The organism is Aliivibrio kagoshimensis (assembly GCF_050337105.1).
Lineage (GTDB): Bacteria > Pseudomonadota > Gammaproteobacteria > Enterobacterales > Vibrionaceae > Aliivibrio_A > Aliivibrio_A kagoshimensis.
Genome location: NZ_JAKJSQ010000034.1, coordinates 1 through 26,736, shown reverse-complemented (window position 1 = coordinate 26,736; position 26,736 = coordinate 1). Strand labels below are relative to the sequence as shown.

The following is a 26,736-nucleotide window of genomic DNA, read 5'->3' as shown; positions in this document are numbered from 1 at the left end:
TTTAAAAAGCAAAAAATGAAAAACAATGATGCCGAGAGTGTCAAACAGTATTAATGATTAATACTGGCGGTCAAAAGGAATTTGATTGGACAAACAGGATCTTCTTTTTGTTCAAGTCTTCAAGGAACCAAGTCCGCTCATCTCACTGTTTGCTGTATAAAACAGTAATTTAAATTAGCTAAGTTGGAGTTTCCATCTTAGAAAACATTTGAAAGATCTTAGTGAATAAGATTAAACGGAGAAATAAATGAGCGATTTAAAAGCAGCAGCACTACGTGCACTTAAGTTAATGGATTTAACTACTCTTAATGATGACGATACCGATCAAAAAGTGATCGATCTTTGTCATAACGCAAAATCAGCGGTAGGTAATACTGCGGCAATCTGTATTTACCCACGTTTTATTCCGATTGCTAAAAAAACGCTTCGCGAACAAGGCACGCCAGATGTGCGCATCGCAACAGTTACTAACTTCCCACACGGTAACGATGACATTGATATCGCCGTTGCAGAAACAAAAGCGGCGATTGCTTACGGTGCTGATGAAGTGGATGTGGTTTTCCCATACCGTGCTTTGATTGCTGGCAATGAAACAGTAGGTTTTGAACTGGTTAAGCAGTGTAAACAAGCGTGTGGTGACACGCTTCTTAAAGTGATCATTGAAACCGGCGAGCTAAAAGAAGAGGCGTTAATTAAACGTGCTTCTGAGCTATCAATTGAAGCGGGCGCTGATTTCATTAAAACCTCAACAGGTAAAGTGCCTGTTAATGCAACACCAGAGTATGCTGAAATCATGCTAAACGTGATTAAAGACATGGGTGTAGCAAAAACCGTTGGCTTTAAACCAGCGGGTGGCGTACGTACTGCGGAAGACGCACAAGCGTACCTTGCTATGGCTGATCGTATTCTAGGTGCTGATTGGGCAGATAACATGCACTACCGTTTTGGTGCATCAAGCTTACTTGCCAATCTTCTAAACACATTGGGTGAAGGCGAAAAAGCAGCAGAGGGCGGCTACTAATCACCGAACCGGTTGAGCAGTAACTGAACATAATAGGGTGGTCTTTTAGGCCACCTATGCTGATTTGATAACGTAACGTTATCTTCCAATGTGGAGAAGTACCCTATGTTTTTACCACAAGAAATTATTCGAAAAAAACGTGATGGCGAAGTACTCAGTGCCGAAGAGATTAACTTTTTTATTCAAGGCGTAGCGAAAGAGACCGTTTCTGAAGGTCAAATTGCCGCGTTTGCTATGGCGACCTACTTTAATGATATGAACATGACTGAACGTACTGCACTTACCTGTGCAATGCGCGATTCTGGCATGGTTTTAGATTGGTCGCACATGAACTTTGATGGCCCTATTGTTGACAAACACTCAACCGGTGGGGTGGGCGATGTCACTTCATTAATGCTTGGACCTATGGTTGCCGCTTGTGGCGGATATGTACCAATGATCTCAGGTCGAGGTTTAGGACATACAGGCGGAACACTGGATAAGTTAGAGTCCATTGCGGGTTATAACATTATGCCAAGCAATGAGCTATTCGGAAAAGTGACCAAAGAAGCGGGTGTGGCGATCATTGGCCAGACTGGTAACTTAGCGCCAGCGGACAAGCGTGTTTATGCGACACGTGACGTTACCGCTACTGTGGATGATATTTCACTGATCACCGCTTCTATTCTATCGAAAAAACTCGCTGCAGGTTTAGACTCTCTAGTGATGGATGTCAAAGTAGGGTCTGGGGCATTTATGCCAACCTATGAGAAATCTGAAGAGTTGGCTGAGTCAATTGTTGCCGTTGCTAATGCAGCAGGAACCAAAACCACAGCGATGTTAACGGACATGAACCAAGTGCTTGCATCAACGGCAGGTAATGCTCTCGAAGTTCGTGAAGCGATACGATTCCTAACGGGTGAATACCGTAATCCAAGATTGTATGAAGTAACCATGTCTTTGTGTGCTGAGATGTTAGTGATCAGCAACCTTGCCAGCGATACCGTAGTGGCAAGAGAAAAACTACAAGCGGTTTTAGATAATGGACGTGCTGCGGAATGTTTCGGAAAAATGGTTGCTGGTTTAGGTGGCCCTAACGACATCATTGAGCAGTATGATACCCATTTAGAGACGGCACAAATTATTAAACCTGTCTATGCTGATGGTAGTGGTTTTGTTTCAGCAATGGACACGCGTAAAATTGGTATGGCTGTGGTTGGTATGGGCGGCGGACGCCGAGTAGCCAGCGACAGCATTGATTATGCAGTCGGCTTTTCTGATGTGATTCGTTTAGGCGAAACATCTGATAGCAGCAGACCGATTGCGGTGATTCATGCCCGTGACGAAGCGCAATGGCAACAAGCCGCTGATGAATTGAAAGCAGCCGTTGTTATTGGCGAACAACAACCTACTTCAACACCTGAGGTTTATCGTCAGGTTCGTTTAGAAGATATCTAGGGAGAAAGGTATGAAACGCGCAATTATTTTAGTTTTAGATTCATTTGGTGTTGGCGCTACCGCCGACGCGGATAAGTTTGGTGATGTTGGCTCTGATACCCTAGGTCATATTGCTCAACACTGTGCTGAAGGCAAAGCTGACAACGCAGACCGAAGCGGACCACTGACCCTACCTAACCTTTCACGTCTTGGTTTAGGTAAGTTAGGGCAAGAGTCGACAGGCAACTTCCCTATTGGCTTAGACGCTGATGCTGAGATCATCGGTGCTTACGGGCATGCGGCTGAGCTCTCTTCGGGCAAAGATACGCCATCTGGACACTGGGAAATCGCCGGTGTACCCGTACTGTTTGATTGGGGGTACTTTACTGACCTAACCAACAGCTTCCCACCTGAGCTACTTGAGAGGATTGTTAAACGTGCAAACCTTCCGGGTTTCTTAGGAAACTGTCACGCTTCAGGTACACAAGTGCTTGATGATTTAGCTGAAGAGCACATGGCAACAGGGAAACCTATCTTCTATACCTCTGGAGATTCGGTGTTCCAAATCGCTTGTCATGAAGAGACTTACGGCCTAGATAACCTATTAGAGCTGTGTCAGATCGTGCGTGAAGAGCTTGAAGACTACAATATTGGTCGAGTGATTGCCCGCCCATTTATTGGTAACAAAGTGGGTGAATTTGAGCGTACCGGTAACCGCCGTGATCTCTCTGTTGAGCCACCGTCAATTACCGTATTACAGAAGCTGGTAGAAGAGAAAAACGGAGAGGTTATCTCTGTCGGTAAGATCTCTGATATCTACGCAGGTTGCGGTATTACTAAAAAGATAAAAGCAACTGGCATTGAAGCACTGTTCGATGCCACTAAAGAAGAGATCACACAAGCAGGTGATAACTCACTGGTCTTTACTAACTTTGTTGATTTCGATTCTGCCTATGGGCACCGTCGTAATGTGGCGGGCTATGCGGCAGCATTAGAGTATTTTGATGGTCGTCTGCCTGAAATCCTCGCAATGCTAAAAGAGGATGATGTGTTGATTTTAACCGCTGACCATGGCTGTGATCCAACGTGGCCTGGTAGCGACCATACTCGTGAACACATCCCTGTGATGGTTTACGGTGAAAAAATCAAAGCTGGCTCGTTAGGTCGCAGAGAATCTTTTGCGGATATCGGACAAAGCTTAGCTGAATATTTTGGTACCTCTAAGATGGACTACGGTCGCTCATTCTTATAGTAACACCAGACAATAGAACTGTTTATTAGAACGTTTAATACTGAATTTAATAAGGAATAAAAAATGGGAACTCCACATATTAATGCTGAAATGGGCGATTTTGCTGACGTAGTACTGATGCCTGGTGATCCACTGCGTGCTAAATATATTGCAGAAACTTTTTTACAAGACGTGAAAGAGGTGTGTAACGTTCGTAGCATGCTTGGTTTTACTGGTACTTACAAAGGTCGTAAAATCTCAGTAATGGGCCACGGAATGGGTATCCCATCTTGCTCAATTTACGCAACAGAGCTTATCAAAGACTTTGGTGTGAAAAAACTGATTCGTGTAGGCAGCTGTGGCGCAGTACGTGATGATATTAAATTGCGTGATGTCGTTATCGGTATGGGAGCAAGTACTGACTCTAAAGTAAACCGTATGCGTTTTAAAGATCATGACTTTGCAGCGATTGCTGATTTTGACATGGTGCGTAACGCACAAGAAGCAGCAAAAGCTAAAGGTATTCCAGTGGTTATTGGTAACATCTTCTCTGCTGAACTGTTCTACACACCTGATCCTGATATGTTTAAAGTGATGGAAAAATACGGCATTGTTGGTGTTGAAATGGAAGCGGCTGGTATCTACGGTGTTGCTGCTGAATACGGCGCAAAAGCACTGACTATCTGTACTGTTTCTGATCACATTAAAACCGGTGAGCAAACGACCGCTGATGAGCGTCAAACTACGTTCAACGACATGATGGAAATTGCACTAGATTCAGTATTGCTAGGCGACGCTGAATAAGTTCACTGCTTAAAAAGTGAAACGAAAAGGAGATGATGATTCATCTCCTTTTTTTATTTCTTCAGGGTAAGGAAAAAGCTGGAGAGTGGTGGAGTACTGGCACGACGTCTAAATAGAAACACAATCGCCATACCACAGAGTAGGCTCATAATTAGCATGCTGTACATCAAACGATCACTTTTACGATAGTGATGATTTGCAAAGGCGGTCAGTTTACTCTTCTCAAAAGTAACTCGTACAAATCCCACCAGGTTATTCTCATGCAGGATAGGTTCTATAAGTTGCTCTCGACCTATGTTAGCCACAGAAAGGGGAGTATGAAGGCCCAATATTTGACTGATAGTCAGAGCATTATTACTGGCTGCTAACTTAATGCCTTCTGCGTTATATACGGTCACATCAAAGATTAAGTTATCTTTAGTTAACTGTTGTGCCAATTTAAGAAGCTTATCTTGCTCTTCGTTGACCACGTAATCACTAGAGCTCAACGCCGCTTGTTTGATTAAAATCCGAGAAAGTGACTGAATTTGTTTGTTTTGAATTTTTTCATTACTCTGGCTTATCAGCGAGCTGTTACTTAAAACTGTAACAAATACTGCTAAAATAGCAGTAACTAGCAGAGCTTTAATTAGGTTTCGCCAAGAAAACATAGTCGGATTCACTTATTGTTGTGGGCAGAGTCGAGAGTAAAAAAGGGCCACTACTAATTTATAATTTGCTAGTATAGTGAGACTTGCTCGCCCAAAATGCAATAGGGCAGCGTTTAGCACACTGATATGGATTTTAGTATATGGACAGTATTCCGTCTCTTTCAATAAGACGACACACCACTCTTTTAACGCATTTCCCAGAAATACTCTCCTACGCCATTCAAGAGAAAAGAGCCGCAGGCTGGATAGTTTTTGCCACGCAGCTAACGGTCGAAAATTTTAATACCATTGATAACTATGTTGGTGAATCGACTCCGATTATGGATTGCTGGAAAGTAGGCCATTATGATGTAGCTGCTATGGCAGGGACCTTAACCGAGGCCCACCGTCATATTCTGATACGACTAGGGATAGATTTTGCTGAAATCCATGCCTTTCCTGACCTGTCGCAACCCGGGTTGTTGTTAATGGATATGGACTCTACCGCCATTCAAATCGAATGTATTGATGAAATTGCCACATTAGCGGGTGTTGGAGAGCAAGTCGCTGAAGTTACCGAGCGTGCTATGCAGGGAGAGTTAGACTTTGCACAGAGCCTACATCAACGCGTTGGTGCATTGGCTGGCGCTGATGAAGCCATTTTAGAGCAAGTTAGAGATAACATCCCATTAATGCCGGAACTAAGAGAGTTGGTGAAAACCATGAAAGCCCTAGGTTGGAAAACGGCTATCGCCTCAGGGGGCTTTACCTATTTCTCTGATCATCTTAAACAGATGCTTGAACTCGATTTTGCTCAATCGAACACGCTAGAAATTGTGGATGGGAAGTTGACTGGTAAAGTGTTAGGAGAGGTTGTCTGCGCGCAAACCAAAGCGGAGATCTTAATTGAGCTAGCGGAGCAGTATGATATTGAAACCGAGAATACGGTGGCCGTGGGAGATGGTGCAAACGATCTCATCATGATGAACGCCGCAGGCCTTGGTATCGCCTATCATGCCAAACCTAAAGTCGAACAGCAGGCGCAAGCAGCCATACGAGTGGCAGGCCTTGGTGGTGTGCTGTGTATCTTATCGGCGTCACTGCTATTGTCTGGAAAACTGAGTTGGCAAAAAAGAGCCTAGCAGAGTAAAAGAGGGCAGAGGTTAACTCTGCTCCAATCGAATCAATACCTCATCAGTAATATCGTAAATCTCCCCGCTGCCAACTAACGAGGTAAATTCATTCTCAACCGACACCGCGTGGTGCATGGAACCTTGAGCCAGCTCGTTGATCTCCTTTTCAATCAATGCCGTGGCTGCAGATTGAATGGTACTGATTGAAATGCGCAGTGCAAAGAACTCCCCAACATCTTTGGCGATCTGGATAAACTGAACACGCTCTTCAATGGAGTCAAAGTCACTGAGCAGTTTTGCTTTTATCGCGGTGACTTGATCATCCATGATTGAGACAGCAACATACATCTCAGTTAAGCAAGGTTTTGATGGAGCACACTTTTTTAGAGAGTCTGAGATCAAATGCTTATTTTTGGAGTTGAAGATATGTTCAGCGGTGAAGATATTGTCGCTACAACGCTTTTTAAACAGCTTATAGATTGGCATAAGCGGAAAGTTACCTGCAATCGCTCTAGGCAATATACGGTATCCATTCTTTTCAATAAAGAAGGGCACACTATCGAGTTTCGATAAGATCATTTTATTCAACGACTCAACAAACTCAACCGACGGGTAGTTCTCATAATCATGAGTGAGCTTGTTAAGGTTATGTTTAATAAGGCGTTGTAAGAAAGCCTCTGTTTTTGATTCGCGATCAGAAATGGAGTTAATCAACTGTACGTTCATTGAGTCTGGAGACAAGCGCTTAATCGTATAAGGGATGCTTGTTAATGCCACACTCTTATGTTGTTTTTGAAACTGTGGAAAACTGATCTTCACTTCTTGATTGTAGTGCAGTGGAACCGGCTTTTGAGTCTGGATATTCAACCCTCGGGCTGAAAAGTCGATGCTGTTCGCTTCAATAGTGCCAAAGTCAGGATGCGAGATCATGATCGGCGTATCATAAAAAAAGCGCGGTTCACAACGGTGACTCTTAAGGTTCAAGATTAACGCTTTTGCTTTGCACTTGTCAGAGAATGGGTGGCGATACTTCTCAAGCTCTTTGGTGGCACTGCCAAAACTGGTTCCTGCCAGAAAATCTTCTTGAGTTTCAGGAAGGCTTATCTCTTGAATGATCCCCATATGGGTTAGATGTTTTTCGTCGTCGTCCATCTCTGGTGCGACGGACTGTAAATGCTCTATATCAGAGCTGTTTAACTCATAAACAGAGAGCTTTAATACTTTCCAATTGTCTCTTTTTGCACCGAAATGCCAGAAGAGTTGTCGCTCTTCATAACTGGCCTCAGGGGTCGCCATTGAGTAGAACAACTTGCGTTTTTTAAACTCATGATAAAAACAGTAGATAAAAGTACGACTAAATTGTAACCCAGGCTTGGTCAGGTTAGACATTCGTTCTTCATTAAGCAGTTGCTTGAGAACAGGTTGATTTTTCTCATCGTGCCAATAGTGCCAGAGCTCCTGATTATTATCAGAAAGCATGGCGTATTTCATTTCGTTGCCAGCAAAGAACAGCGGGAGGTGGGTGCTGTTCTTTAAATAACTATATTCATACGCTTTGGTGCGGGTGGCTAAAATTTTGTCTTGGTTGTCGTGGCGCGCTTTTCGACGAGTTCCCTTCAGCTTGATATCAATCGCTTGATGAATAATCTCAGGATCCGATTCAAGTTTGATTCTTAACCATTTAAAACTGTCACTTTGATTGCAGTCATCAATGCCTATGATGCGGTACTCAAGTTTGTGGTTAAGCGCCGCCAGTCCTGTCTCTTTAGAGAGCGCTGGGAAGCTAATCTCTACAATTTGACCCAACCCATAATCAAATGCAGTAGGCACTTTTATTTTGGCACCTGATGGCGATAAATCACTGCTTATACCATGAATTTCTTGCTTTTTCGGTAAGGTGATCTCAACTTGGGTTGAGATTTGTAATCGATTCTCTTTGCGTGTGAGGTAGTGACCAAAGCGAATGAAATTCACGTCAAAAGATTTGTCCTCTTTTGGTGCTTTCGTTGGGGCAAATTTATTCTGAGCATGCATCACTCTAAAGTTGTTGCGGGTATTGACTAAGTCTTCCCAAACGCCAACGGTGTAGCTGCCATATTTGTTGATGCTTTTATGGTAAGTATTAAACGCCACATCGTCTAGCCAGTGAGAGAAACCATCCATAACATACTCACGGCAGTCACCTTGTACTCGCCCACGAAGATCGATTCGTCGTTTGCAAGGTGCCATGAGTCGTTTTAATTCCATTTTTACCAGTAGGCGCACAGAAGGGTGTTCACCATCAGTCATGTGGGACAGGGTAAGTTCAAAATCATCAGAACCGAAAGCTGGGATCAGCTGTTCAATGATGAATTGGTAATCTTCTTGTGGCATTTTTTCTGATAACATTAGAATTTCTAGTTCTGATTAAGTGATTAAGAATAGTATCGACAGCACCGATAAAATATTGAGTAATAATTCATGTTGGTTTTGAACGGTGTTAATTACGTTATAATAATTTAACATTTGATGCTGTGATCGATATTTTAAAAATCATGATTTATAGAATATCTCATGATAATTGTGGATGGAAATGGTGTGTAATGGCTAAGGTTAAACGTGCGTATGTATGTAACGATTGTGGGGCAGATTTTCCTCGCTGGCAAGGGCAATGTAGCGCTTGCACCGCTTGGAATACCATTACAGAAGTTCGGCTAGCCGCCTCGCCTCAGGTCGCAAGAAATGAGCGTTTCTCAGGGTATGCCGGCACGGCGGAGTCACAAGTACAAAGCCTATCGAGCATTGACCTTGAGGCCGTCCCTAGGTTTAGTAGTGGGTTCAAAGAATTAGATAGAGTTCTGGGGGGTGGTGTAGTGCCTGGCGCTTCGATATTAATCGGCGGTAGCCCAGGTGCAGGTAAAAGTACACTGCTGCTGCAATCGATGTGCTGGTTAGCGAAAAGTATGTCTACGCTTTATATTACCGGTGAAGAGTCACTACAACAGGTTGCTATGCGTGCTGAGCGTCTGGGATTGCCGAAAGATAAATTGCAGATGCTCTCTGAAACTAATGTTGAAAAGATCTGCCAAATTGCCGCGAAACAACAACCAAAAATTATTGTTATTGACTCGATTCAGGTGATGCACGTTGAAGATGTTCAGTCTGCTCCGGGTAGTGTTGCTCAAGTGAGAGAGTCGGCGTCAGCCCTTACGCGATATGCCAAGCAAAACAATGTTGCGATCTTCATGGTTGGCCATGTAACCAAAGATGGCAGCTTGGCAGGACCTAAGGTGTTAGAGCATTGCATCGATTGCTCAGTGATGTTAGATGGCAGTAACGACAGTCGATTCCGGACACTTCGTAGCCATAAAAACCGTTTTGGAGCGGTGAATGAGCTTGGGGTGTTTGCGATGACTGGCCAAGGGTTAAAAGAGGTGAGTAACCCATCTGCTATCTTCTTATCTCGCGGTGAAGAGGAGACTTCTGGCAGCTCAGTGATGGTGGTATGGGAAGGCACACGCCCTCTATTAGTAGAGATTCAAGCGCTGGTGGACTACTCGCAGCTCTCTAATCCACGCCGGGTATCTGTAGGTTTGGATCAAAATCGCCTCTCTATGCTACTGGCGGTTCTGCACAAACACGGTGGGTTGCAAATGGCCGATCAAGATGTGTTTGTGAACGTGGTCGGCGGGGTTAAAGTTGCAGAAACCGGAGCTGATTTAGCCCTGTTAATGGCACTGCTGTCTAGCTTTAAAGATCGAGCACTTCCTCAAAATGTAGTGGTGTTTGGAGAGGTTGGATTAGCTGGAGAGATCAGACCGGTACCGAATGGGCAAGAGCGATTGATGGAAGCGTTTAAGCATGGTTTTAAAAAAGCGATTGTTCCTCATGCCAATATGCCTAAAGGAGGCATTACGGGTATGCAAATTCATGGCGTGAAGAAGCTCTCTGAAGCCATCGATGCGTTTGATGAGTTATAAAGTCGTTGTTGAGTAAAAAGAACAGAACTCTGACATTGCCACGAACTTTCTCTTTATGATAAGTCGGTTTAGGCTGTTGATGTATTAATGATGCTTGATTTCTCTTTAACAAAAAAGGTGGCGGGTTTGAAAGTGCTCGCCCTATTTAGCACCTTACTTCTTATTGTCACCTTCTCATTTCCGATGGCTGTTTTTACTGGTCCAGTGAACCGTTGGGTGGGTTTTGGTTTTCATTGGTTATCAGAGTCTGCGGGTAAGCAACTGTTTCTATTGACAGTCGCTCTGCTCTGCTTACTGCCCTTATGGTTAAGGTGCAGTCGAAAAGAGGCGCTGCAGTTGTGGGTGCAGTTTGGAGTGATACTGCTGTTAAGCTTTGCGATTAAAACAGGCTTAAAACAGGTAACTGAAGTGCCGAGGCCTTATGTGAGTCAGCTACATCAATTGGCGTTGGTTGATTCTGTCAGTGATTTTTATCAACTCGATAATGTCAGTAAACAGTCGACGGTAGACAGTGCTGAAGGTCGTGTCACGGAGTGGCGTTTGATGAGCTGGAGAGATGAAACTAACTACTCCATGCCTTCTGGACACACCATTTTCGTTGCGGTTTGTATTGTTTTTTGGGGCGGTTTTCTTTTTAGTCGAAAAAGATACCTGAGTACTTCGCTGTTGATTCTATGGGGTGTAGGAGTCGGTTATAGTCGAATCTGGATAGGTATGCATTGGCCTCTGGATCTTGTTGTTTCAATGATTTCAGCGGGATTTCTCTATTGCATGCTACCTAATTGGTCTAGAAACAAGAGAGACTGTTGATCCCCAAGAGAAAAGCATTACACTCAAAGCCATAAATGACAATTATGGACCACGTAATGAAATTCCTTGAATTAAAGATCCCCCCGCTCTTATTAGTACTCCTATTTGGTGCCGCAATGTGGCTCGGCGCTAACCTTGTCCCTGCATTAACGTTAGCAGGAACAGTTACCTGGCTCACCCCCACCATTATTGCTGGAATTGGCGGGATTTTTGCTATTTTAGGCGTTAAAGACTTTCGCAGTGCTAAAACGACAGTGAATCCTACGACGCCAAGTGAAGCATCTACACTCGTCACCACTGGCGTTTATAAAGTGAGCCGAAATCCAATGTATGTTGGTTTGTTCTTTCTGCTTTTTGCCTGGGGTATCGTATTGAACAACTGGCTGTCACTCGGCTTTGCCCCACTCTTTGTGCTCTACATGAATCGATTTCAAATTTCGGTTGAAGAGAAAGCGCTGTTAACGTTGTTTGGTAGCGACTATGAGACGTTTACTCAAAATGTGAAACGTTGGCTATAAATCGATTAGTTCTCCGCCTTGATCACTCGGTTATCAGGCGATGCTTGGGTTTGGCTTGATGACCAAAAGTCAGACATCTGCTGTTTAATCCACCTCTGAAAAGCTTGGTTTTTCTCCCGTTTGAAATAGGGATCTGGTGCGCAAAGGTAGTAACTGAAAGTGGGTTGAACCGCGATGTTACCAATTTTGACTAAGGTCCCTTGCTCAATATAGCGCCACGCTAAACTGTGGCGCATCAATGCCACTCCCTGAACCGCTAGCGCACCGTCTAAAACAAAATGCGAGCCCTCATATTGCAATGATGATGTGGAGTCTTTGAGCTCTATCCCAGTAAGTGAGAGCCAATATTTCCAGTTCATGTCGGGCCTTGCGTCCTCAATCAAATTTACGCTAATCAAATCATGCAAGTCATTGATGTTGTGTCTCTCTTTATAAATAGGGTGACAGACAGGGTAGAGGTGATCGTCCATGAGCCATTGGCTGGTGATATCGGGATACTCGCCTTTGCCATAGCGAATACAGATATCAACACTCTCTTTTTTAAAATCGACCAACTTATTATCGGGCTGTAAAAACAGAGATAAAGAGGGGTGTTCGGCGCTGAACTCACCAATTCTTGGTACTAGCCAGTGCTGAGCAAGGGAGGGAAGTACCGAAATGGAAAGCCGGTTTGGATTTTGGTCTTGATTTACCTGCCTCACCCCATCTTGCAGTGCGCCAAAACCGATATCAGCTTGACGAAATAGAGTGTGCCCCTGTTGAGTCAGCGTTACTTTTCTATGCTGTCTTTCAAAAAGTTGCACGCCGAGCCACTCTTCCAGTTGCCTTATTTGCTGACTGACGGCAGCCGAAGAGACAGATAGCTGATGGGCTGCATCTTTAAAACTGCCCGTATCGGCTGCTTTATAGAAGCAGTAGAGTCCTTGTAGTGGGGGTAATCGCTCTTTCACGTAAGCTCTCCTTAACTCAATGTCTGTTTATATCGTTTGTCACAATAGCAGTGGTTGGCTAATTTATACACAAGAGATTTAATCGACAAAGCAGACAGCATAGGAGTTAGTTATGAGTACACTTATCATTCAGTCAACAAGAAAATGGTTTCCATTTAATAAAGAGTTAGTAAAGAATATCTTAACTTCTGTGTCGGTTTGGAAACGTAACAGAACGAGCCGAGCTAAGCTATCGAATTTGCCTGATTACATTTTAGACGATATCGGTTTGACGAAGCAGCAGGCAAAAAAAGAAGTGGAAAAATATTTTTGGCAAAAATAGAAACTGATCTTTTGCTCTTTTTGGTCTAAATTAGAGAGTATTGCAGAATAAGGTTAACGATATTTTACGTTAATCTTTTTTTGTATCTGCATGAAATATAATGAAATAAATGTCATTTCATGAACTTTGCTTTAAATTTGCATTGCATTTGTTGAGCTAGCAGTTTATGTCCTGATACTTTGTGATATACTCCCCCCGTTTTTTGAACCTAATTGATAGAGTAATATAATGGCAGACTTAGCAAAATACAGAAACATTGGTATTTTCGCGCACGTTGATGCGGGTAAAACCACCACAACTGAGCGTATCCTAAAATTAACTGGCCAGATCCACAAAACTGGTGAAGTTCATGATGGTGAATCGACTACTGACTTCATGGAACAGGAAGCTGAGCGCGGTATTACTATCCAATCAGCAGCTGTAAGTTGTTTCTGGAAAGACCACCGTTTTAACGTTATCGATACTCCTGGACACGTTGACTTCACAGTTGAAGTTTACCGTTCACTTAAAGTACTTGATGGCGGCATTGGCGTATTCTGTGGTTCTGGTGGTGTTGAACCACAATCAGAAACTAACTGGCGTTACGCGAACGAATCAGAAGTTGCACGTGTCATCTTCGTAAACAAATTAGACCGTATGGGTGCTGATTTTTACCGTGTAGTTAAGCAGACTCAAGACGTTCTAGCTGCTAACCCACTTGTAATGGTTCTTCCAATCGGCATCGAAGAAGATTTCGTTGGTGTTGTAGACCTTCTAACTCGTAAAGCATACGTTTGGGATGACACAGGTCTTCCTGAAAACTTCGAAGTAAGCGATGTTCCTGCGGACATGGTTGACAAAGTAGAAGAGTACCGCGAAATGTTGATCGAAACTGCTGTTGAGCAAGATGACGATCTAATGGAAGCTTACATGGAAGGTGAAGAGCCTTCTATTGAAGACATTAAACGTTGTATCCGTAAGGGTACTCGTACTATGGACTTCTTCCCAACATACTGTGGTTCAGCATTCAAAAACAAAGGTATTCAGCTTGTTCTGGATGCGGTTGTTGATTACCTACCTTCTCCAACTGAAGTTGATCCTCAACCTCTTATGGATGAAGAAGGCGAAGAGACTGGCGAACACGCAATTGTTTCTACTGAAGAGACTTTCAAAGCGTTAGCATTCAAAATCATGGATGACCGTTTTGGCGCACTAACTTTCGTACGTATTTACTCAGGAACGTTGAACAAGGGTGACACCATCCTTAACTCGTTCACTGGTAAAACAGAGCGTGTTGGCCGTATGGTTGAGATGCAAGCGGATGAGCGTAAAGAGCTTTCTAGTGCACAAGCTGGTGATATCATCGCTATCGTGGGCATGAAGAACGTACAGACTGGTCACACTCTATGTGATCCTAAGCACGCTGTTACTCTTGAGCCAATGGTTTTCCCTGTACCAGTAATCTCAATCGCAGTTACGCCTAAAGATAAAGGCGGTTCTGAGAAAATGGGTATCGCGATCGGTAAAATGGTTGCAGAAGATCCATCTTTCCAAGTTGAAACTGACGAAGAGACTGGCGAAACAATTCTTAAAGGTATGGGTGAACTTCACCTAGACATTAAGGTTGATATCCTTAAGCGTACTTACGGTGTTGATCTACATGTTGGTCAACCTCAGGTTGCTTACCGTGAAACTATCACTCAAGCAATTGAAGATAGCTACACGCATAAGAAACAGTCTGGTGGTTCTGGTCAGTTCGGTAAAATTGATTACCGTATCAAGCCTGGTGAAGTGGGTACTGGTTTCACGTTCAGCTCTTCTGTTGTGGGCGGTAACGTTCCTAAAGAATTCTGGCCTGCAATCGAGAAAGGTTTCCGCGGCATGATGGACACTGGTGTTCTAGCTGGTTTCCCTGTTCTTGACGTTGAAGTTGAGCTGTTTGATGGTGGTTTCCACGCAGTCGATTCATCTGCAGTAGCATTTGAAATTGCAGCGAAAGGCGCATTCCGTCAATCTATGCCTAAAGCTGGCGCACAGCTGCTTGAGCCAATCATGCACGTAGATGCGTTCACTCCAGACGATCACGTTGGTGATGTTATCGGTGACCTTAACCGTCGTCGTGGCATGATCAAAGATCAGATGGCTGGTGTTACTGGTGTTCGTATTAAAGCTGACGTTCCTCTTTCAGAGATGTTCGGTTACATCGGTTCACTACGTACAATGACTTCAGGTCGTGGTCAGTTCTCTATGGAGTTCTCACACTACGCACCTTGTCCAAACAGTGTTGCTGAGCAAGTAATTGCTGACGTTAAAGCGGCGAACGAGAAGAAGTAATTCTTATCTAACGCGCTTTAATTGAAAAGCCCCGGTCGTGCAAACGACCGGGGCTTTTTTTATCTCTTTAAACAGCAATCATAATTAAGGGTTATTGAGCAATAATCGGGAAATTGTTTTTGTTCCAAGCAATCATATGGCCTGTTAAATCATACAGCTGAGTAAATCCCTCACTCTCTAAAGTGTCAGTCGCCACTTCTGCACGGCGTCCTGAACGGCAATAAACGACAACCTCTTTTTGTTTAAATTGTGAAATTTCATCGATACGTTGAGGCAGTTGATCAAAAGGAATATTGATCGCCCCTTCAATATGGCCAGACTGAAATTCGGCCGGTGTTCTTACATCCAATAAAATAGGAGCGCGATTCTCTTTTAGAGCATCAACTAAGGTTAACGCTTGATATGGTTTGGCTTGAGAGTAAACGGCCATACTAAAAATAGTGAGCAGTAAAACAGAAAAAGTGCGAAATAACTTCATCTTTATCCCTTACAAATGAATGAGTAAAGAGAAGTATAACCGCAACGGGCTATTTATATTGAGATAAGTAATGCTTTAATGATTTTATTTCGGAGGTCTGAAAAGAGATATTAAGAGGTTGCAGTTCAGTAATTCTATCCACCCTGAAGCTACGGTACTCATCTCTGAGTTCGCACCACGCGACAAGTGTCCACTGTTTTCCCCAGAACACCAAACCCAATGGCGATACCTTTCGTTGAGACTGCTCTTTGTTCTCTTTTTGGTACTCTATATAGACTTGGCGGTTGGCATCAATCGCTTGCCGAATTAGGCCATTTTTCATTGAGGTATCTGAGTTATTATGAAAATCAGGCACGATAAGGGGCAGGTCTTCAATCCGTTTTTTGAGGTGATCCGGCAGAATAGACTGGATTTTTCTTGAGGCGCTGTCACTCGCTTTGGCAAGATCATTATCAGACCAAGCTTTAACCATTCTCATACCGAGTTCAAGAGCGACAATTTCGTCTTCTGTAAACATAAGCGGAGGCAAGTGAGAGCCAGCTTTAAGCAGATACCCAACTCCAGCTTCCCCATCAATAGGGACTCCAGAGAGTATCAAGGATTGAATGTCTCTATAAATGGTTCGTTCACTCACTTCCATCGATGTAGCTAGCTCTTTGGCGGTGACCGCAAAGCGACGAGATCGTAAAAACGTTAGAAGTTCGAACAGTCGTTCCGATTTACTCACATTCAATCCTTGAAGTGTTAGGTTAGCTTGTCGCTTGGCTTAGTCCATTACAGTCAAAGCATATCTTCACATCATTATGCTGCATTTTTACCGTTTCAGCATTGATAATTGACATGAGATCTTTGGTCAACTCACTCGCACAGAATGCTTCACCTGCATTTTGTGCTTCTTCTTTACTTTGCCAGTAAACAATGTCACTCCAAGTATTGCTCTCTTCATTTTTGCATACCGAGCGATATAAGAAGCCAGGAAGCTGTTTTACAAACTGCTGGCTCTTCTCAACAGCTGCCGTCATATCTTGATCTGTTACACCTGAATTTAACTCAAAAGTGACAAGTTCAACCACGGGATTATTCATTTAGTTCTCCTTAATATTCATTTAATTGTGATGTCGGAAATGAGTATATGAGGGAGAGTTGTCAGAAGGTGTCAGTAGAGGTAGTGGTTAAATTTATAATAAGATTTGAAATTACCGACTGTTTATATATTAAGTTTGAAACTAATCACATATTTAAATTTTGATACGAAACAATTTTGATATTGGTCAAATATTGAACGATAAATGCAAATAAAAACAACGAGAGGGGTATGTTAATCCTAAAGGGGTATTTCATGTGTGCAGTTAGTACTGGGTGCCCGTTACTTCAAGGAGGCAAAAGATGATTGAATTTTATATCCACATGCTGTTATTGCTTATTGTAATTTTTGTTGGTATCCGTCACGGAGGCATCGCATTTGGTCTGCTCGGTGGCTTAGGTGTGTCGGTATTGGCGTTTGGATTTGGTGTCGCTCCAGGAAAGCCACCAATCAGCGTGATGTTGATTATTTTAGCGGTTGTAGCCGCTTCAGCCACACTAGAAGCGACGGGCGGTCTGAAGCTCTTGGTGAAATACGCAGAAAAACTGTTACGAAAACACCCCAATCAAATCGTATTTCTTGGTCCACTTTGTACTTACTTCTTAACCGTATTGGTCGGTACAGGCCATTCAGTTTATCCATTGCTTCCAGTGATCTACGATGTCTCTTATAAAAAAGGGATTCGTCCAGAGCGACCAATGGCTATGGCGACAGTGGCATCGCAAATGGGGATCACCGCCAGTCCAATCGCCGCCGCTGCCGCCGTGGTGATGGCAACAGCCGTTGATAACCAGTTAGACATTCGCTTGATCAATGTATTGAGTGTCACGATTCCAGCAACACTAACCGGTCTATTAGTGGCTTGTACGTGGAGCTTGAAGCGCGGTAAAGACCTCGACCAAGATGAAGAGTTCCAAAAGCGTTGTGAAGATGTTGAGTTCCGTAATGAGCTGGTTGATATGAGTGAACCAACAGAAGAGGGGTCAAAAGAGGAGTCAACAGCGAGAAAGGGATTAACCGTATTCGTGTTGGGTATCGCCTCGGTTATTTTTGTCGCCATGTTTGGTAAAGAGCTTAACCTACTGCCAGATGGTGTAAAAATGTCAGTAGCGATTCAGTTCTTAATGCTATCTGTTGGTGCAATTATTCTGCTTACCACCAATATTCAGCCGAAAAAAATCGTGACCAGTAATGTATTTATCGCGGGAATGACCGCGGTGATTATCATCTTCGGTATCGCATGGATGAGTGACACCATCATTAGTCACCATAAACCCCTGCTGATTTCATTGGTAAGCGACATTGTAAAAGTACATCCGTGGTCATTTGCGATAGCCATGTTTGTGGCGTCGATCTTTTTGAAGAGTCAAGCCGCGGTATTAACCATCATGTTACCGTTAGGTTTTGCCCTTAACATTCCACCTGCAGTATTAATTGGGGTATTACCTGCCTGTTATGCGTACTTCTTCTTTCCATTTTACCCAAGTGATTTAGCGGCGATAACGTTTGACCGTTCAGGTACCACCAGAATTGGTAAGTATGTGCTTAATCACAGCTTTATCATTCCAGGGTTTATTGGCGTAACAACCGCCACTACTGTCGGTTATTTTATTTCGCTAGCGATTAATTAATCGTAAAATAAGCATAAAAAAGGGAGACTACATGTAGTCTCCCTTCTCGTTATGTCGTATATCGACTAAGACGCTTTATCTACGTTGTTTACTGGCTGGTCATCACTGTCATTGGTTTCTGTGAAAATGTCAGCCACCGCACTACGAGCTAGCTTACCTTTAAGGTTACCCTCTTCATCTACTACTGGCAGTGAATAGTCACAACACATGGTGTCGGTTAAGACTGCTTCAATTGCAGCATCGGGTAGAATTGAAGGAGCCTCTTCATAAATGTCATCACTGAAGCTGTTTACTGAGGTATCTTCAACCGCATCTTCAAGGCTCTCTTGGGTCAGAATACCTTGATAACCCTCATCAGTGACATGGTAAGCGTAGTCATTTTTGATGGTCTTCATCTGCACTAACGCTTCTTCAATCGTTTCAGCAGTAATCCGGTAGATAGGCGGCTGCATGACGGTTTCAACGGTCAAGGCGCGCGCACGGTTTACATCTTTCACGAAGGCTTCAACATAATCGTCTGCTGGGTTAAGCAGTATCTCATGAGGTGTTCCTTGTTGAACCAGTTCGCCATCTTTTAAGATAGCAATTCGGTCGCCCAATCGCAGCGCTTCATCCAAGTCGTGAGTGATAAAAATAATGGTTTTATGCAGCTCTTCTTGCAGTGTGATTAACTGATCTTGCATCTCACTACGGATCAGTGGATCCAGAGCAGAGAAAGCTTCATCCATCAATAAAATTTCAGCATCGGTACAGAGTGCGCGAGACAAACCGACACGCTGCTGCTGACCACCTGAAAGCTGAGCTGGGTACTGTTGGTCATAACCTTGCAGGCCAACGATATCCATCCACTTTCTAGCTGTTGCTAATCGTTCAGACTTCTTAATCCCTTGAATTTCAAGACCATAAGCGATGTTTTCAATGATAGTACGGTGTGGCATCAAACCAAAACGTTGAAACACCATCGACATCTTATGGCGTCTAAACTGCTCAAGCTCTTTGGTATTTAGGCTCATTACATCAATGCCCTCAACCATGATTTTCCCCTCAGTTGGGTCGATCAAACGGTTGAAGTGACGAATTAACGTTGACTTACCAGAGCCAGAAAGACCCATGATGACAAAGATCTCGCCTTTGTTTATCTCAAGATTAATGTCTTTAAGGCCAACGGTGTGACCCGTTTTCGCTAAGATGTCGTCTTTACTAACCCCTGATTTAACTTCCGACATTACTGAATTCGGCTTTTGACCAAATACCTTGTATAAACCACTTATTTCAATCAAAGGTTTAGTCATGTTTCATATCTCCCAAGTGGGCATTAGTACGTTTAGCATAAGCTTGTGAAGCTCTATCAAATAAGATGGCTAACGCAACGATGGCAAACCCATTGAGTAGTCCAAGTGTGAAGTATTGATTGGTGATGGATTTAAGAACCGGTTGCCCTAATCCTTTCACACCGATCATTGAAGCGATAACCACCATAGAGAGCGCCATCATAATGGTTTGGTTGATGCCAGCCATGATAGTTGGCATCGCAAGTGGCAGCTGAACGCCCCACAAACGCTGTTTATTATTAGCACCAAAAGCAGTGGCAGCTTCGAGAACTTCTTTGTCCACCAAGCGAATACCTAGGTTGGTAAGACGAATAACAGGAGGGATCGCGTAGATAACTACAGCAATAAGCCCTGGGATCTTACCGATACCAAGCAGCATTACCACTGGAATTAGATAAACAAAAGCGGGCATGGTTTGCATGATATCGAGCATTGGCGTCACGATCGATTGCACTCGGTTGGATCGCGCCATAGCAATACCAATAGGGATGCCAAGCAAAATAGAGACGATGGTACAGACGGTGATGATGCTTAAGGTTCTCATGGTATCTTCCCACATGCCAAAGTAACCGATAAGCAGCATTGAGGCGACACAACCTAGGGAGAGTTTCCAAGAGCGACTCGCGGCATACACCAAGCCAGTACAGATAGCCAGAATGATAAACCAGGGCGTTGAGAGTAACAGTTTTTCAAACCAAACAAGAAAAGAGAGAAGGGGATCGAAGAGAGATTCAATCATCTCACCATATTCACGAGAAAACTCGCGGTAAGCCCCATCAAGGGTCTTTTTAATGGTGCGAAGATCAGCACGTTCCATTTCTGGAAAGCGGGTTAGCCAATTATTATTGGGCATGTTATATCCTTTTATACCGGAACCATAATTGGTTCCGGCGTACTACTAAAAACGGTACATCCAGTAACGTTGCAAGAGTAAACTTTGCAATAAATCTTAAAGTGCCGCTTCGATCTTTTTCGCTACGTCCGCTGAAACCCATGGGTGCCAGATATCAGGATTTTCGCTTAAAAAGTGAATCATCGCTTCTTCACCATCTGCTTGATTATCTTCCATCCAAGCGAGTAGTGAGTTCATCTTAGCGTTAGTAAAACCACGTTGGTTTAAATAAGCATAGACAACAGGAACACGTGTTGCGAAGTTTTCAGTAGTGATGGTGTGGACAGGTGATGGTGGGTACATGCTTACTGTCGGGTTATCACACTCTTCTTGAGTCAAACAGGTAAGGAACTCTTTCTCGTTAACACCGCTGCCAAAGTCCACTTTGACCATGTTGTATTTACCTAATACCGCCGTTGGTGCCCAGTAGTAACCAAACCACGCTTCTTTACGCTCGTAAGCTTTAGCGATAGCACCGGATAGACCCGCACTTGAGCCAGGGTCAACCATAGTAAAGCCAGCATCGTCTAAGTTAAGCGCGTTAAAAAGGTGACCAGAGCTGATCTGGCAATTCCAACCTGCTGGGCAAGTATAGAATGCAGAGGTCTCTGGATCTTCAGGGTGTTTAAACAGTTTTGCATTTTTAATCACACCTTCAATGGTGGCCATTTCAGGGTATTGTTCAACCAAGTAAGCTGGAACCCAGAATCCCTCTTCGCCGCCGTCAGTTAACGATTTCCCTGCATAACGCAGACGTTTATCATCCACCCCTTTTTGCAGAGCATCTTTCATGCTGTTGCTCCAAAACTCAGGAGCGATATCCGGTTGTGCTTTTTCAATCATTGAGGTGCCAGTTGGCATGGTGTCACCAGGAATCAATTCTGCATCACAGCCAAACCCATGCTCTAGGATAAACCGGTCAACATTGGCGATAAGACTGGCGGAGCTCCAATTCATATCGGCGATGGTGACTTTGCCACATTCGCTTGCGTTCGCATTTTGGGTAAAAGCAGTAACTAATAACAGTAGTGCACCTATCTTAAATTTCATATTAACATCCTTTTTTATAATATCGAGTTATAGGATAGTTGATAAGTGCATCAATATTCAAATTGATTGCGCGATTATGTTGTTTATAAATCAAATAAAGGGTGAAATGTCGGCCTAGGCATCTAGCATAAAATATCGTGCAACAGGAGGGACTTTGAGCAATTATTTTGCTTGTCGAGTCTTTTTAAGTTATGTTTTATATTCATTTCAATTGGATACTATAAAGGAGGATTATTATGAACGTATGCGACTACAACTTTGCGCATATTTTATGGAACGCGAATAACTCAAGTTTTAATACTATCGTGCTGCGATAACCTAAGCTTGAGAGAAACTGTTTGATTCCATTCTAGAGACCCTTTCACTCTAGCTTACTGGTTGTTGTCAGCGAACATGACAATGATGGCGTATCTACACGCCTAAACCTTGAGTAAGCACAATGAGCACACTACTATCAGCACAATCTATCTCTTATGACATCACTTCAGGCCCACTGTTTGAAGGCTTATCGTTCACCTTAAAAAGAGGCGATCGCATTGGTTTAATTGGCGACAATGGCTGCGGAAAAAGTACGCTACTAAAACTGCTAAATGGTGAGCTGACAGATTACACCGGAGCGGTTTCACGCGCTCTACAAAGTAAAATGGCTCGTATCGAGCAACAACTCCCCGACAAACTGCATAATAAAACGATGCTTGAAGCATTAACTGAACAACTGCCAGCAGAAGTGAGCGGTGACGAGAGCTGGCGAGCCGAAGTCCTGTTAACCACTATGGGGTTTGATGAGCACGACTGGCACCTTGTAGCGGGGGATCTCAGCGGCGGGCAACATACTCGTTTGCTATTGGCTCGTGCACTCATTCAACAGCCAGACATCCTGCTGCTTGATGAACCGAGTAACCACTTGGATCTTCCTACTCTGCTCTGGTTAGAGCAGTTTCTGCTGCAGTGGCAGGGCACCTTTGTGCTGGTATCACATGATCAGCGTCTGCTGGATCGTGTGACTAACTGCACTTGGATAATGCGTGATAAATCACTGCAATTTTTTCGTCTCGCGTGCAGCGATGCCAGGCAGGCGTTAAAAGAGAAAGACAGCAGTGATGAACTTCGCCACAACGCCGAGCAAAAAGAGATCCAACGTATTGAAAAAAGCGCCAGTCGATTGGCCATTTGGGGACGTGACTTCGATAATGAAAAGTTAGCACGTAAAGCCAGAAACATGGAAAAACGTGCAGACGCGTTGAAAGAGTCGCAAACTCAGTTGGCGTCTCTTCCTCCATGGACCTTAACCTTAACGGGTGAAGCGATGGCCGCCAATCGACTGTTAGCACTTGAAGAGGTCGCGGTCACTCCAGCTCCAGAAGCGCCCATACTGTTTGAGGTGCTTACACAGCAAATTAAAAGTGGCGATAGGGTTGCCATTATGGGGCGTAACGGTAGCGGAAAATCGTCACTACTGCGCATGCTCTGGAACCACTACCAAGATGAAGAGATAACTCACGGCGTCTCGCAACCGATCGCGTTTCATCAACAAGTTAGGCTAGGTTATTACGATCAAAGTTTGCAACAGCTTAATGATGAAGAGTCACTTCTGGATGCGATCTATGGGTTTTATCCGCACTCTCAAGAGTCGAGGAAGATGGCGTTGATCAGCGCGGGGTTCTCTTACGAACGGCATAACCAACCGGTGAAAGAGCTCAGTGGTGGAGAGCGGTCACGGTTACTGTTTGTTGGGTTATCACTAGCCAACTACCACTTTTTGATGTTAGATGAACCGACCAACCACCTCGATATGTTGGGTAAAGAGCAGTTAGCCAAAACGCTGAACCATTTCGATGGCGGCCTGTTGCTGGTTAGCCATGATCGAGAGCTGATTGAAAAGACATGCAATCGGTTTTGGTACGTTGATGGTGACAGATTGGAAGAGATGTACACCATAGATCGCGTGCACAAGGCGATGCTGTCTGAGCAACACCAAGAAGAGGCAGTGATTGAGCGTCGACGCGATGAGGTAGATTCCAAGTATGGAATTTCAGACATCATCTTTGAGCCAATGATTGCTGAGGATCCTCAAGATGCGTTACTGCTGCGGTTGATTGAACTTGAAACCCTGTTAAGTGACGATCTGACTCGCAAGAAAAAACATCAAAAACCGGAGTTACAGCAAGAGTGGCAGGGTGAGATTGACGTGATAAACACTCAGCTTGCTTAAGTGAGTCGCTGCCGTTACCTATTTAGGGGAGCGGTAGTGGCTTATACTCATAAAAGGCCTTACCCCCTCACTTATATCGAGTTAGTGGATGATAATGACTTACCACGTTTTCATGCATTGGGGGTGACCGCCGATCAGATCGCCGACACCGAGATCCTGATGACGCTGTTAAAAGGCGAGGTGGTGTTTGATGGGACTCACTAAGTGAGGTTAAGATGAACGAGTAGGTATTCGGTGTAATAAAGTGGAATAACGATGTTCTTCTTCTCTGTAGCCGATGAGCCTTGAGTACCGGTTAGTTTTATCGTTTTATACGGGTTGCATTTGGTTATGTAAGATTGCAGTGATTTTGCGCGAGTTCGTTTTCCGCTTTTTACTTCAATGGGAATCACTCTGCCAAGATCGTCTGCCGTAATAAACTCTATCTCTGCTCTTGCGTCACCCCATGAAAAGCTAGGTTCAATACCCATTGCTGCAAACTCTTGTTGGACATAGTTCTCAGCAACATAGCCTTTATACTCGTACCCTTGTTGCTTTATCTCTTTATAATTTGTGCCTAGCATATGATTGAGAAGCCCTGTATCAAAAAAGAATAATTTAACCGCATTTTCTTTTTGGTAAGCCGCCAAAGGCGAACGCGGTTGCCCTTCGATAGGGTGGTTTTTCAGAGTGAGTCGACACTTATGAAGCCAGTTAATGGCGGTTTCAAAATCAGCATAACGTGATTTTCTCTCGTGTACGCCTTTAAACTTAAAACGTTTCACTGAGTCGTCGTAGACTGAAGATAGCTGGGAAGGGATATTTCTGAAAACAGACTCGATAAGCTGAGCGTTCACCTTTCCAGAGTATTTCCCGAAATCGCGTAAGTAGCCTGAGAGTAAGTTTTTATGGACATTCGACACCGATTCGATCCGCTCGATTATGCTTATATCGGTTTGTTCAAACCAAGAGTTCACCGCTTCAGGCATTCCACCTACAAAATAGTAATCTGTCAGCTTTTCAAATAGTTTGGTGTGGGCGGAAGCTGAGTTGATTTGTTGCGTATAAGCTTTGATTAACACTTGCTCATTTGATGCCCACAGGAACTCTTTAAAGGTGAGTGGTCGCAAATTATGCTGCTCAACCTTGCCAACAGGGAAGGCTGTGAGCAGACCGATATTCGATCCGCTCGCAGCAACATAGGCAGTAGGTGCTTTTTCTGCAAAGTATTTCAGAGCAGTGACTGCTCTTGGGCACTCTCCAATTTCGTCAAGAATCAGCAGATCGGTTTCTACAGTGAACACTTTTCCAGTGAGAAGCTCTATATTAGCGATAACATCTTCAGGGTTCAGAGAGGCTGAAAAAGCGTCTGCGAGCTCTGGGCTTTCTAAAAAATCAACTCTGAGTACATTGTCAAACGTACTTCCTAATAGCTCTTGAAGCAGGTAGGTTTTCCCTGTCTGTCGAGCGCCATCAATCAGTAACGGTTTTCTTAGCGCTCTCTCTTTCCAAGCGACTAATTTATCTAACAATACTCTTTTCATTAAAATACCAATCCGCTGTAATATGGAGGCGCTCTACACTTTAATGCGCGTTAAAGTGTGCATTTCTACTTTTTTACGCGCATAAAAGTGTAGCATTGATTAGTGGGTATAGCGAATCCCCTTTGAACGAATTCGGTTTACGTTCAGGCTCATTAAGTGGTGCAATACGTAGCGAAACAGCACTTTTTTAATGCCTGAAAGGTTGCTGGCCTGCTGTGAATCATGCGCTCTGTTTTTAGCGATTAAATGCCACTCTCTTGCGCATCACCGTTAATGGGTGCCAACACTAGGGTTAATAACTGCAGCAGGTCACGTTGCGGTTTGACGGAATCTTGTGTTGAAAGTTGCTGCAGTCCAATCAGGGAGCTGTAGATCAAATTCGCATGTTGCATTGCTAAATCCTTTGGTTGTCCGGCTGCCACCAATAAGCGGCTGACAAACTCTAATCGAGTCGCATCTACCCGTAGGACTACCGCTTCAACCTCTTCAGACGTTCTCGCCCACTCGCGGATTGCCGCTTCTGCGCCATCTCCTCCGTAAGGCGTACTGATGTCGGTGTCGGTGGACATGATCAGCAAGTTGCGCAATTGCTGTTTGGGGTCGTGATCACTGGCCAATACATACTCAATCACACCTTGGGTCGCCGACTCTTGCCAGTGTTCCAACATACTCACTTTCAATGCATTGATGTTTTTAAAATGCCAGTAAAAAGAGCCTTTGCTGACATTGAGGTCGCGCGCGATCGACTCGGCCTTGATGCCAGGCAGTCCCCGCTGGGTAAGTGCTCGAAAACCAGCCTGTACCCAATCTATTTTGGTTAATCTTGTCGTTGTATTCATTCATCAACCATACGGAAGCGTATTGTGTTTATCAAGAACATCTTATAGTATCTAAAGCCATACGCTACCGTATGGTTTGAGCGTGTTGAAAAATTACGAATAATCAATGAATGAATAAATGGAAATCAAAATATGAATAAGTGGATTTTTAGCGCGGGTATTTTATCTATATTTACATGTGTGGTGCATGTTTTTGGTGGAGGGCCTGAAGTGCATGTTCCCGTACTCAACAGCACATTAAGCATTGAACTAAAGGCGATCATCTCAGTGCTATGGCATTGGACAACGGCGGTACTCATTATTAATGGCGTGGCGCTGATGTGGGCAGCAAAACGAGCAGAGCAACAAAAGGTCGTGACCATTTTGGTTGGCATGCAGTACGTGGCATTTGCTGGCATGTTCATTTTCTACAGCCTTTACCTATTAGGTTCAGCAATGAGTATGCCGCAATGGACGTTGTTTTTAGTGATTGTTTTGGTGTCGGTGGTGGGGTTGAGGAAGAGGGCGTAATATCATATCTAATTGCAAAAAATCAATTGAGATTGAAAGAAGGTTCATAATAAAAACCTAGATTTAATCAAGGTATTAAC

General features: G+C 43.8%; 25 protein-coding genes. 14 read left to right on the top strand and 11 right to left on the bottom strand.

Going from position 1 to position 26,736, the window contains the following annotated elements; genetic code table 11:
• Window positions 1-247 precede the first annotated feature (247 nt).
• The 4 genes from deoC (at window position 248) to deoD (ending at window position 4,472) form a co-directional block, all read left to right on the top strand.
• A complete protein-coding gene (deoC, locus tag L4C32_RS12250; protein WP_428197165.1) occupies window positions 248-1,021 on the top strand; it encodes a deoxyribose-phosphate aldolase in 774 nt (257 codons plus the stop codon).
• Window positions 1,022-1,126: 105 nt separating this feature from the next.
• A complete protein-coding gene (gene deoA, locus L4C32_RS12245; RefSeq protein ID WP_428197164.1) occupies window positions 1,127-2,458 on the top strand; it encodes a thymidine phosphorylase in 1,332 nt (443 codons plus the stop codon).
• Window positions 2,459-2,468: 10 nt separating this feature from the next.
• Window positions 2,469-3,689, top strand: a complete 1,221-nt coding sequence (locus L4C32_RS12240) for a phosphopentomutase (RefSeq protein WP_428197163.1) — start codon at window positions 2,469-2,471, stop codon at window positions 3,687-3,689.
• Between the two features lie 63 nt (window positions 3,690-3,752).
• The gene (gene deoD / locus L4C32_RS12235; RefSeq protein WP_428197162.1) at window positions 3,753-4,472 is read left to right on the top strand and encodes a purine-nucleoside phosphorylase; all 720 of its coding nucleotides are present in this window, start codon (window positions 3,753-3,755) and stop codon (window positions 4,470-4,472) included.
• 53 nt (window positions 4,473-4,525) lie between these two features.
• On the opposite strand, the gene L4C32_RS12230 is transcribed toward deoD, so the two are convergent.
• The gene (locus L4C32_RS12230; RefSeq protein ID WP_428197161.1) at window positions 4,526-5,122 is read right to left on the bottom strand and encodes a YtjB family periplasmic protein; all 597 of its coding nucleotides are present in this window, start codon (window positions 5,120-5,122) and stop codon (window positions 4,526-4,528) included.
• Window positions 5,123-5,262: 140 nt separating this feature from the next.
• Here L4C32_RS12230 and serB point away from each other — a divergent pair, with 140 nt between their 5' ends.
• Window positions 5,263-6,243, top strand: coding sequence for a phosphoserine phosphatase (gene serB, locus L4C32_RS12225; RefSeq protein WP_428197160.1), 981 nt, complete (start codon window positions 5,263-5,265; stop codon window positions 6,241-6,243).
• A gap of 21 nt (window positions 6,244-6,264) precedes the next feature.
• On the opposite strand, the gene L4C32_RS12220 is transcribed toward serB, so the two are convergent.
• The gene (locus tag L4C32_RS12220; protein WP_428197159.1) at window positions 6,265-8,622 is read right to left on the bottom strand and encodes a PilZ domain-containing protein; all 2,358 of its coding nucleotides are present in this window, start codon (window positions 8,620-8,622) and stop codon (window positions 6,265-6,267) included.
• A gap of 194 nt (window positions 8,623-8,816) precedes the next feature.
• On the opposite strand from L4C32_RS12220, the gene radA reads away from it, so the two are divergent.
• The 3 genes from radA (at window position 8,817) to L4C32_RS12205 (ending at window position 11,521) form a co-directional block, all read left to right on the top strand.
• The gene (radA, locus tag L4C32_RS12215) at window positions 8,817-10,193 is read left to right on the top strand and encodes a DNA repair protein RadA (protein ID WP_428197158.1); all 1,377 of its coding nucleotides are present in this window, start codon (window positions 8,817-8,819) and stop codon (window positions 10,191-10,193) included.
• 132 nt (window positions 10,194-10,325) lie between these two features.
• Window positions 10,326-11,003: a phosphatase PAP2 family protein gene (locus L4C32_RS12210; RefSeq protein ID WP_428197178.1), complete on the top strand. Its 678-nt coding sequence runs from the start codon at window positions 10,326-10,328 to the stop codon at window positions 11,001-11,003.
• A 56-nt stretch (window positions 11,004-11,059) separates the two neighbouring features.
• Complete coding sequence (locus L4C32_RS12205) at window positions 11,060-11,521, top strand: methyltransferase family protein (protein WP_428197157.1); 462 nt, start codon at window positions 11,060-11,062, stop codon at window positions 11,519-11,521.
• A gap of 5 nt (window positions 11,522-11,526) precedes the next feature.
• Here L4C32_RS12205 and L4C32_RS12200 read toward each other — a convergent pair whose 3' ends face one another.
• Window positions 11,527-12,471, bottom strand: a complete 945-nt coding sequence (locus L4C32_RS12200) for a LysR substrate-binding domain-containing protein (protein WP_428197156.1) — start codon at window positions 12,469-12,471, stop codon at window positions 11,527-11,529.
• 112 nt (window positions 12,472-12,583) lie between these two features.
• On the opposite strand from L4C32_RS12200, the gene L4C32_RS12195 reads away from it, so the two are divergent.
• On the top strand, window positions 12,584-12,793 hold the full coding sequence (locus L4C32_RS12195) for a DUF1127 domain-containing protein (RefSeq protein WP_428197155.1): 210 nt from the start codon (window positions 12,584-12,586) through the stop codon (window positions 12,791-12,793).
• A gap of 228 nt (window positions 12,794-13,021) precedes the next feature.
• On the top strand, window positions 13,022-15,106 hold the full coding sequence (gene fusA / locus L4C32_RS12190; RefSeq protein WP_428197154.1) for an elongation factor G: 2,085 nt from the start codon (window positions 13,022-13,024) through the stop codon (window positions 15,104-15,106).
• 91 nt (window positions 15,107-15,197) lie between these two features.
• On the opposite strand, the gene L4C32_RS12185 is transcribed toward fusA, so the two are convergent.
• From L4C32_RS12185 to L4C32_RS12175, 3 genes are read right to left on the bottom strand one after another with little or no spacing between them, the layout of a single operon-like run.
• The gene (locus tag L4C32_RS12185; RefSeq protein WP_428197153.1) at window positions 15,198-15,584 is read right to left on the bottom strand and encodes a rhodanese-like domain-containing protein; all 387 of its coding nucleotides are present in this window, start codon (window positions 15,582-15,584) and stop codon (window positions 15,198-15,200) included.
• A 49-nt stretch (window positions 15,585-15,633) separates the two neighbouring features.
• Window positions 15,634-16,311 carry a helix-turn-helix transcriptional regulator gene (locus L4C32_RS12180; protein WP_428197152.1) on the bottom strand — a complete coding sequence of 226 codons (678 nt, stop codon included), beginning with the start codon at window positions 16,309-16,311 and terminating at the stop codon, window positions 15,634-15,636.
• A gap of 22 nt (window positions 16,312-16,333) precedes the next feature.
• The gene (locus L4C32_RS12175; protein WP_428197151.1) at window positions 16,334-16,669 is read right to left on the bottom strand and encodes a hypothetical protein; all 336 of its coding nucleotides are present in this window, start codon (window positions 16,667-16,669) and stop codon (window positions 16,334-16,336) included.
• Between the two features lie 301 nt (window positions 16,670-16,970).
• Here L4C32_RS12175 and L4C32_RS12170 point away from each other — a divergent pair, with 301 nt between their 5' ends.
• Entirely contained in the window at window positions 16,971-18,299 is a 1,329-nt protein-coding gene (locus L4C32_RS12170; RefSeq protein WP_428197150.1) for an anaerobic C4-dicarboxylate transporter, read from the top strand.
• Window positions 18,300-18,364: 65 nt separating this feature from the next.
• Here the strand turns inward: L4C32_RS12170 and L4C32_RS12165 are convergent, their stop codons facing one another.
• The 3 genes from L4C32_RS12165 to L4C32_RS12155 form a co-directional block, all read right to left on the bottom strand.
• On the bottom strand, window positions 18,365-19,591 hold the full coding sequence (locus L4C32_RS12165) for a quaternary amine ABC transporter ATP-binding protein (RefSeq protein ID WP_428197149.1): 1,227 nt from the start codon (window positions 19,589-19,591) through the stop codon (window positions 18,365-18,367).
• The gene (locus L4C32_RS12160; protein WP_428197148.1) at window positions 19,584-20,483 is read right to left on the bottom strand and encodes an ABC transporter permease; all 900 of its coding nucleotides are present in this window, start codon (window positions 20,481-20,483) and stop codon (window positions 19,584-19,586) included. Before L4C32_RS12160 ends, L4C32_RS12165 begins: the two co-directional genes overlap by 8 nt.
• Window positions 20,484-20,579: 96 nt before the next feature.
• Window positions 20,580-21,572: an ABC transporter substrate-binding protein gene (locus L4C32_RS12155; RefSeq protein WP_428197147.1), complete on the bottom strand. Its 993-nt coding sequence runs from the start codon at window positions 21,570-21,572 to the stop codon at window positions 20,580-20,582.
• Window positions 21,573-22,011: 439 nt separating this feature from the next.
• Between L4C32_RS12155 and L4C32_RS12150 the strand changes: the two genes are divergently transcribed.
• Window positions 22,012-23,784: an ABC-F family ATP-binding cassette domain-containing protein gene (locus L4C32_RS12150; protein ID WP_428197146.1), complete on the top strand. Its 1,773-nt coding sequence runs from the start codon at window positions 22,012-22,014 to the stop codon at window positions 23,782-23,784.
• A complete protein-coding gene (locus L4C32_RS12145; RefSeq protein ID WP_428197145.1) occupies window positions 23,785-23,988 on the top strand; it encodes a hypothetical protein in 204 nt (67 codons plus the stop codon).
• Here L4C32_RS12145 and L4C32_RS12140 read toward each other — a convergent pair.
• Together L4C32_RS12140 and L4C32_RS12135 are read right to left on the bottom strand one after the other, a co-directional pair.
• Window positions 23,985-25,307 carry an ATP-binding protein gene (locus L4C32_RS12140; RefSeq protein ID WP_428197144.1) on the bottom strand — a complete coding sequence of 441 codons (1,323 nt, stop codon included), beginning with the start codon at window positions 25,305-25,307 and terminating at the stop codon, window positions 23,985-23,987. The genes L4C32_RS12145 and L4C32_RS12140 overlap by 4 nt on opposite strands.
• A gap of 242 nt (window positions 25,308-25,549) precedes the next feature.
• Complete coding sequence (locus L4C32_RS12135; protein WP_428197143.1) at window positions 25,550-26,146, bottom strand: TetR/AcrR family transcriptional regulator; 597 nt, start codon at window positions 26,144-26,146, stop codon at window positions 25,550-25,552.
• Window positions 26,147-26,278: 132 nt separating this feature from the next.
• Here L4C32_RS12135 and L4C32_RS12130 point away from each other — a divergent pair, with 132 nt between their 5' ends.
• The gene (locus L4C32_RS12130) at window positions 26,279-26,656 is read left to right on the top strand and encodes a hypothetical protein (protein WP_428197142.1); all 378 of its coding nucleotides are present in this window, start codon (window positions 26,279-26,281) and stop codon (window positions 26,654-26,656) included.
• Window positions 26,657-26,736: the final 80 nt, after the last annotated feature.

Coding starts and splice junctions, on each gene's coding strand:
- radA (WP_428197158.1), top strand. CDS start 8,817: ATGGCTAAGGTTAAACGTGCGTATGTATGTAACGATTGTGGGGCAGAT.
- L4C32_RS12155 (WP_428197147.1), bottom strand. CDS start 21,572: ATGAAATTTAAGATAGGTGCACTACTGTTATTAGTTACTGCTTTTACC.
- L4C32_RS12185 (WP_428197153.1), bottom strand. CDS start 15,584: ATGAAGTTATTTCGCACTTTTTCTGTTTTACTGCTCACTATTTTTAGT.
- L4C32_RS12175 (WP_428197151.1), bottom strand. CDS start 16,669: ATGAATAATCCCGTGGTTGAACTTGTCACTTTTGAGTTAAATTCAGGT.
- L4C32_RS12220 (WP_428197159.1), bottom strand. CDS start 8,622: ATGTTATCAGAAAAAATGCCACAAGAAGATTACCAATTCATCATTGAA.
- deoD (WP_428197162.1), top strand. CDS start 3,753: ATGGGAACTCCACATATTAATGCTGAAATGGGCGATTTTGCTGACGTA.
- L4C32_RS12150 (WP_428197146.1), top strand. CDS start 22,012: ATGAGCACACTACTATCAGCACAATCTATCTCTTATGACATCACTTCA.
- serB (WP_428197160.1), top strand. CDS start 5,263: ATGGACAGTATTCCGTCTCTTTCAATAAGACGACACACCACTCTTTTA.
- fusA (WP_428197154.1), top strand. CDS start 13,022: ATGGCAGACTTAGCAAAATACAGAAACATTGGTATTTTCGCGCACGTT.
- L4C32_RS12195 (WP_428197155.1), top strand. CDS start 12,584: ATGAGTACACTTATCATTCAGTCAACAAGAAAATGGTTTCCATTTAAT.
- L4C32_RS12160 (WP_428197148.1), bottom strand. CDS start 20,483: ATGCCCAATAATAATTGGCTAACCCGCTTTCCAGAAATGGAACGTGCT.
- L4C32_RS12140 (WP_428197144.1), bottom strand. CDS start 25,307: ATGAAAAGAGTATTGTTAGATAAATTAGTCGCTTGGAAAGAGAGAGCG.
- L4C32_RS12230 (WP_428197161.1), bottom strand. CDS start 5,122: ATGTTTTCTTGGCGAAACCTAATTAAAGCTCTGCTAGTTACTGCTATT.
- L4C32_RS12240 (WP_428197163.1), top strand. CDS start 2,469: ATGAAACGCGCAATTATTTTAGTTTTAGATTCATTTGGTGTTGGCGCT.
- deoA (WP_428197164.1), top strand. CDS start 1,127: ATGTTTTTACCACAAGAAATTATTCGAAAAAAACGTGATGGCGAAGTA.
- L4C32_RS12165 (WP_428197149.1), bottom strand. CDS start 19,591: ATGACTAAACCTTTGATTGAAATAAGTGGTTTATACAAGGTATTTGGT.
- deoC (WP_428197165.1), top strand. CDS start 248: ATGAGCGATTTAAAAGCAGCAGCACTACGTGCACTTAAGTTAATGGAT.
- L4C32_RS12205 (WP_428197157.1), top strand. CDS start 11,060: ATGAAATTCCTTGAATTAAAGATCCCCCCGCTCTTATTAGTACTCCTA.
- L4C32_RS12130 (WP_428197142.1), top strand. CDS start 26,279: ATGAATAAGTGGATTTTTAGCGCGGGTATTTTATCTATATTTACATGT.
- L4C32_RS12170 (WP_428197150.1), top strand. CDS start 16,971: ATGATTGAATTTTATATCCACATGCTGTTATTGCTTATTGTAATTTTT.
- L4C32_RS12135 (WP_428197143.1), bottom strand. CDS start 26,146: ATGAATACAACGACAAGATTAACCAAAATAGATTGGGTACAGGCTGGT.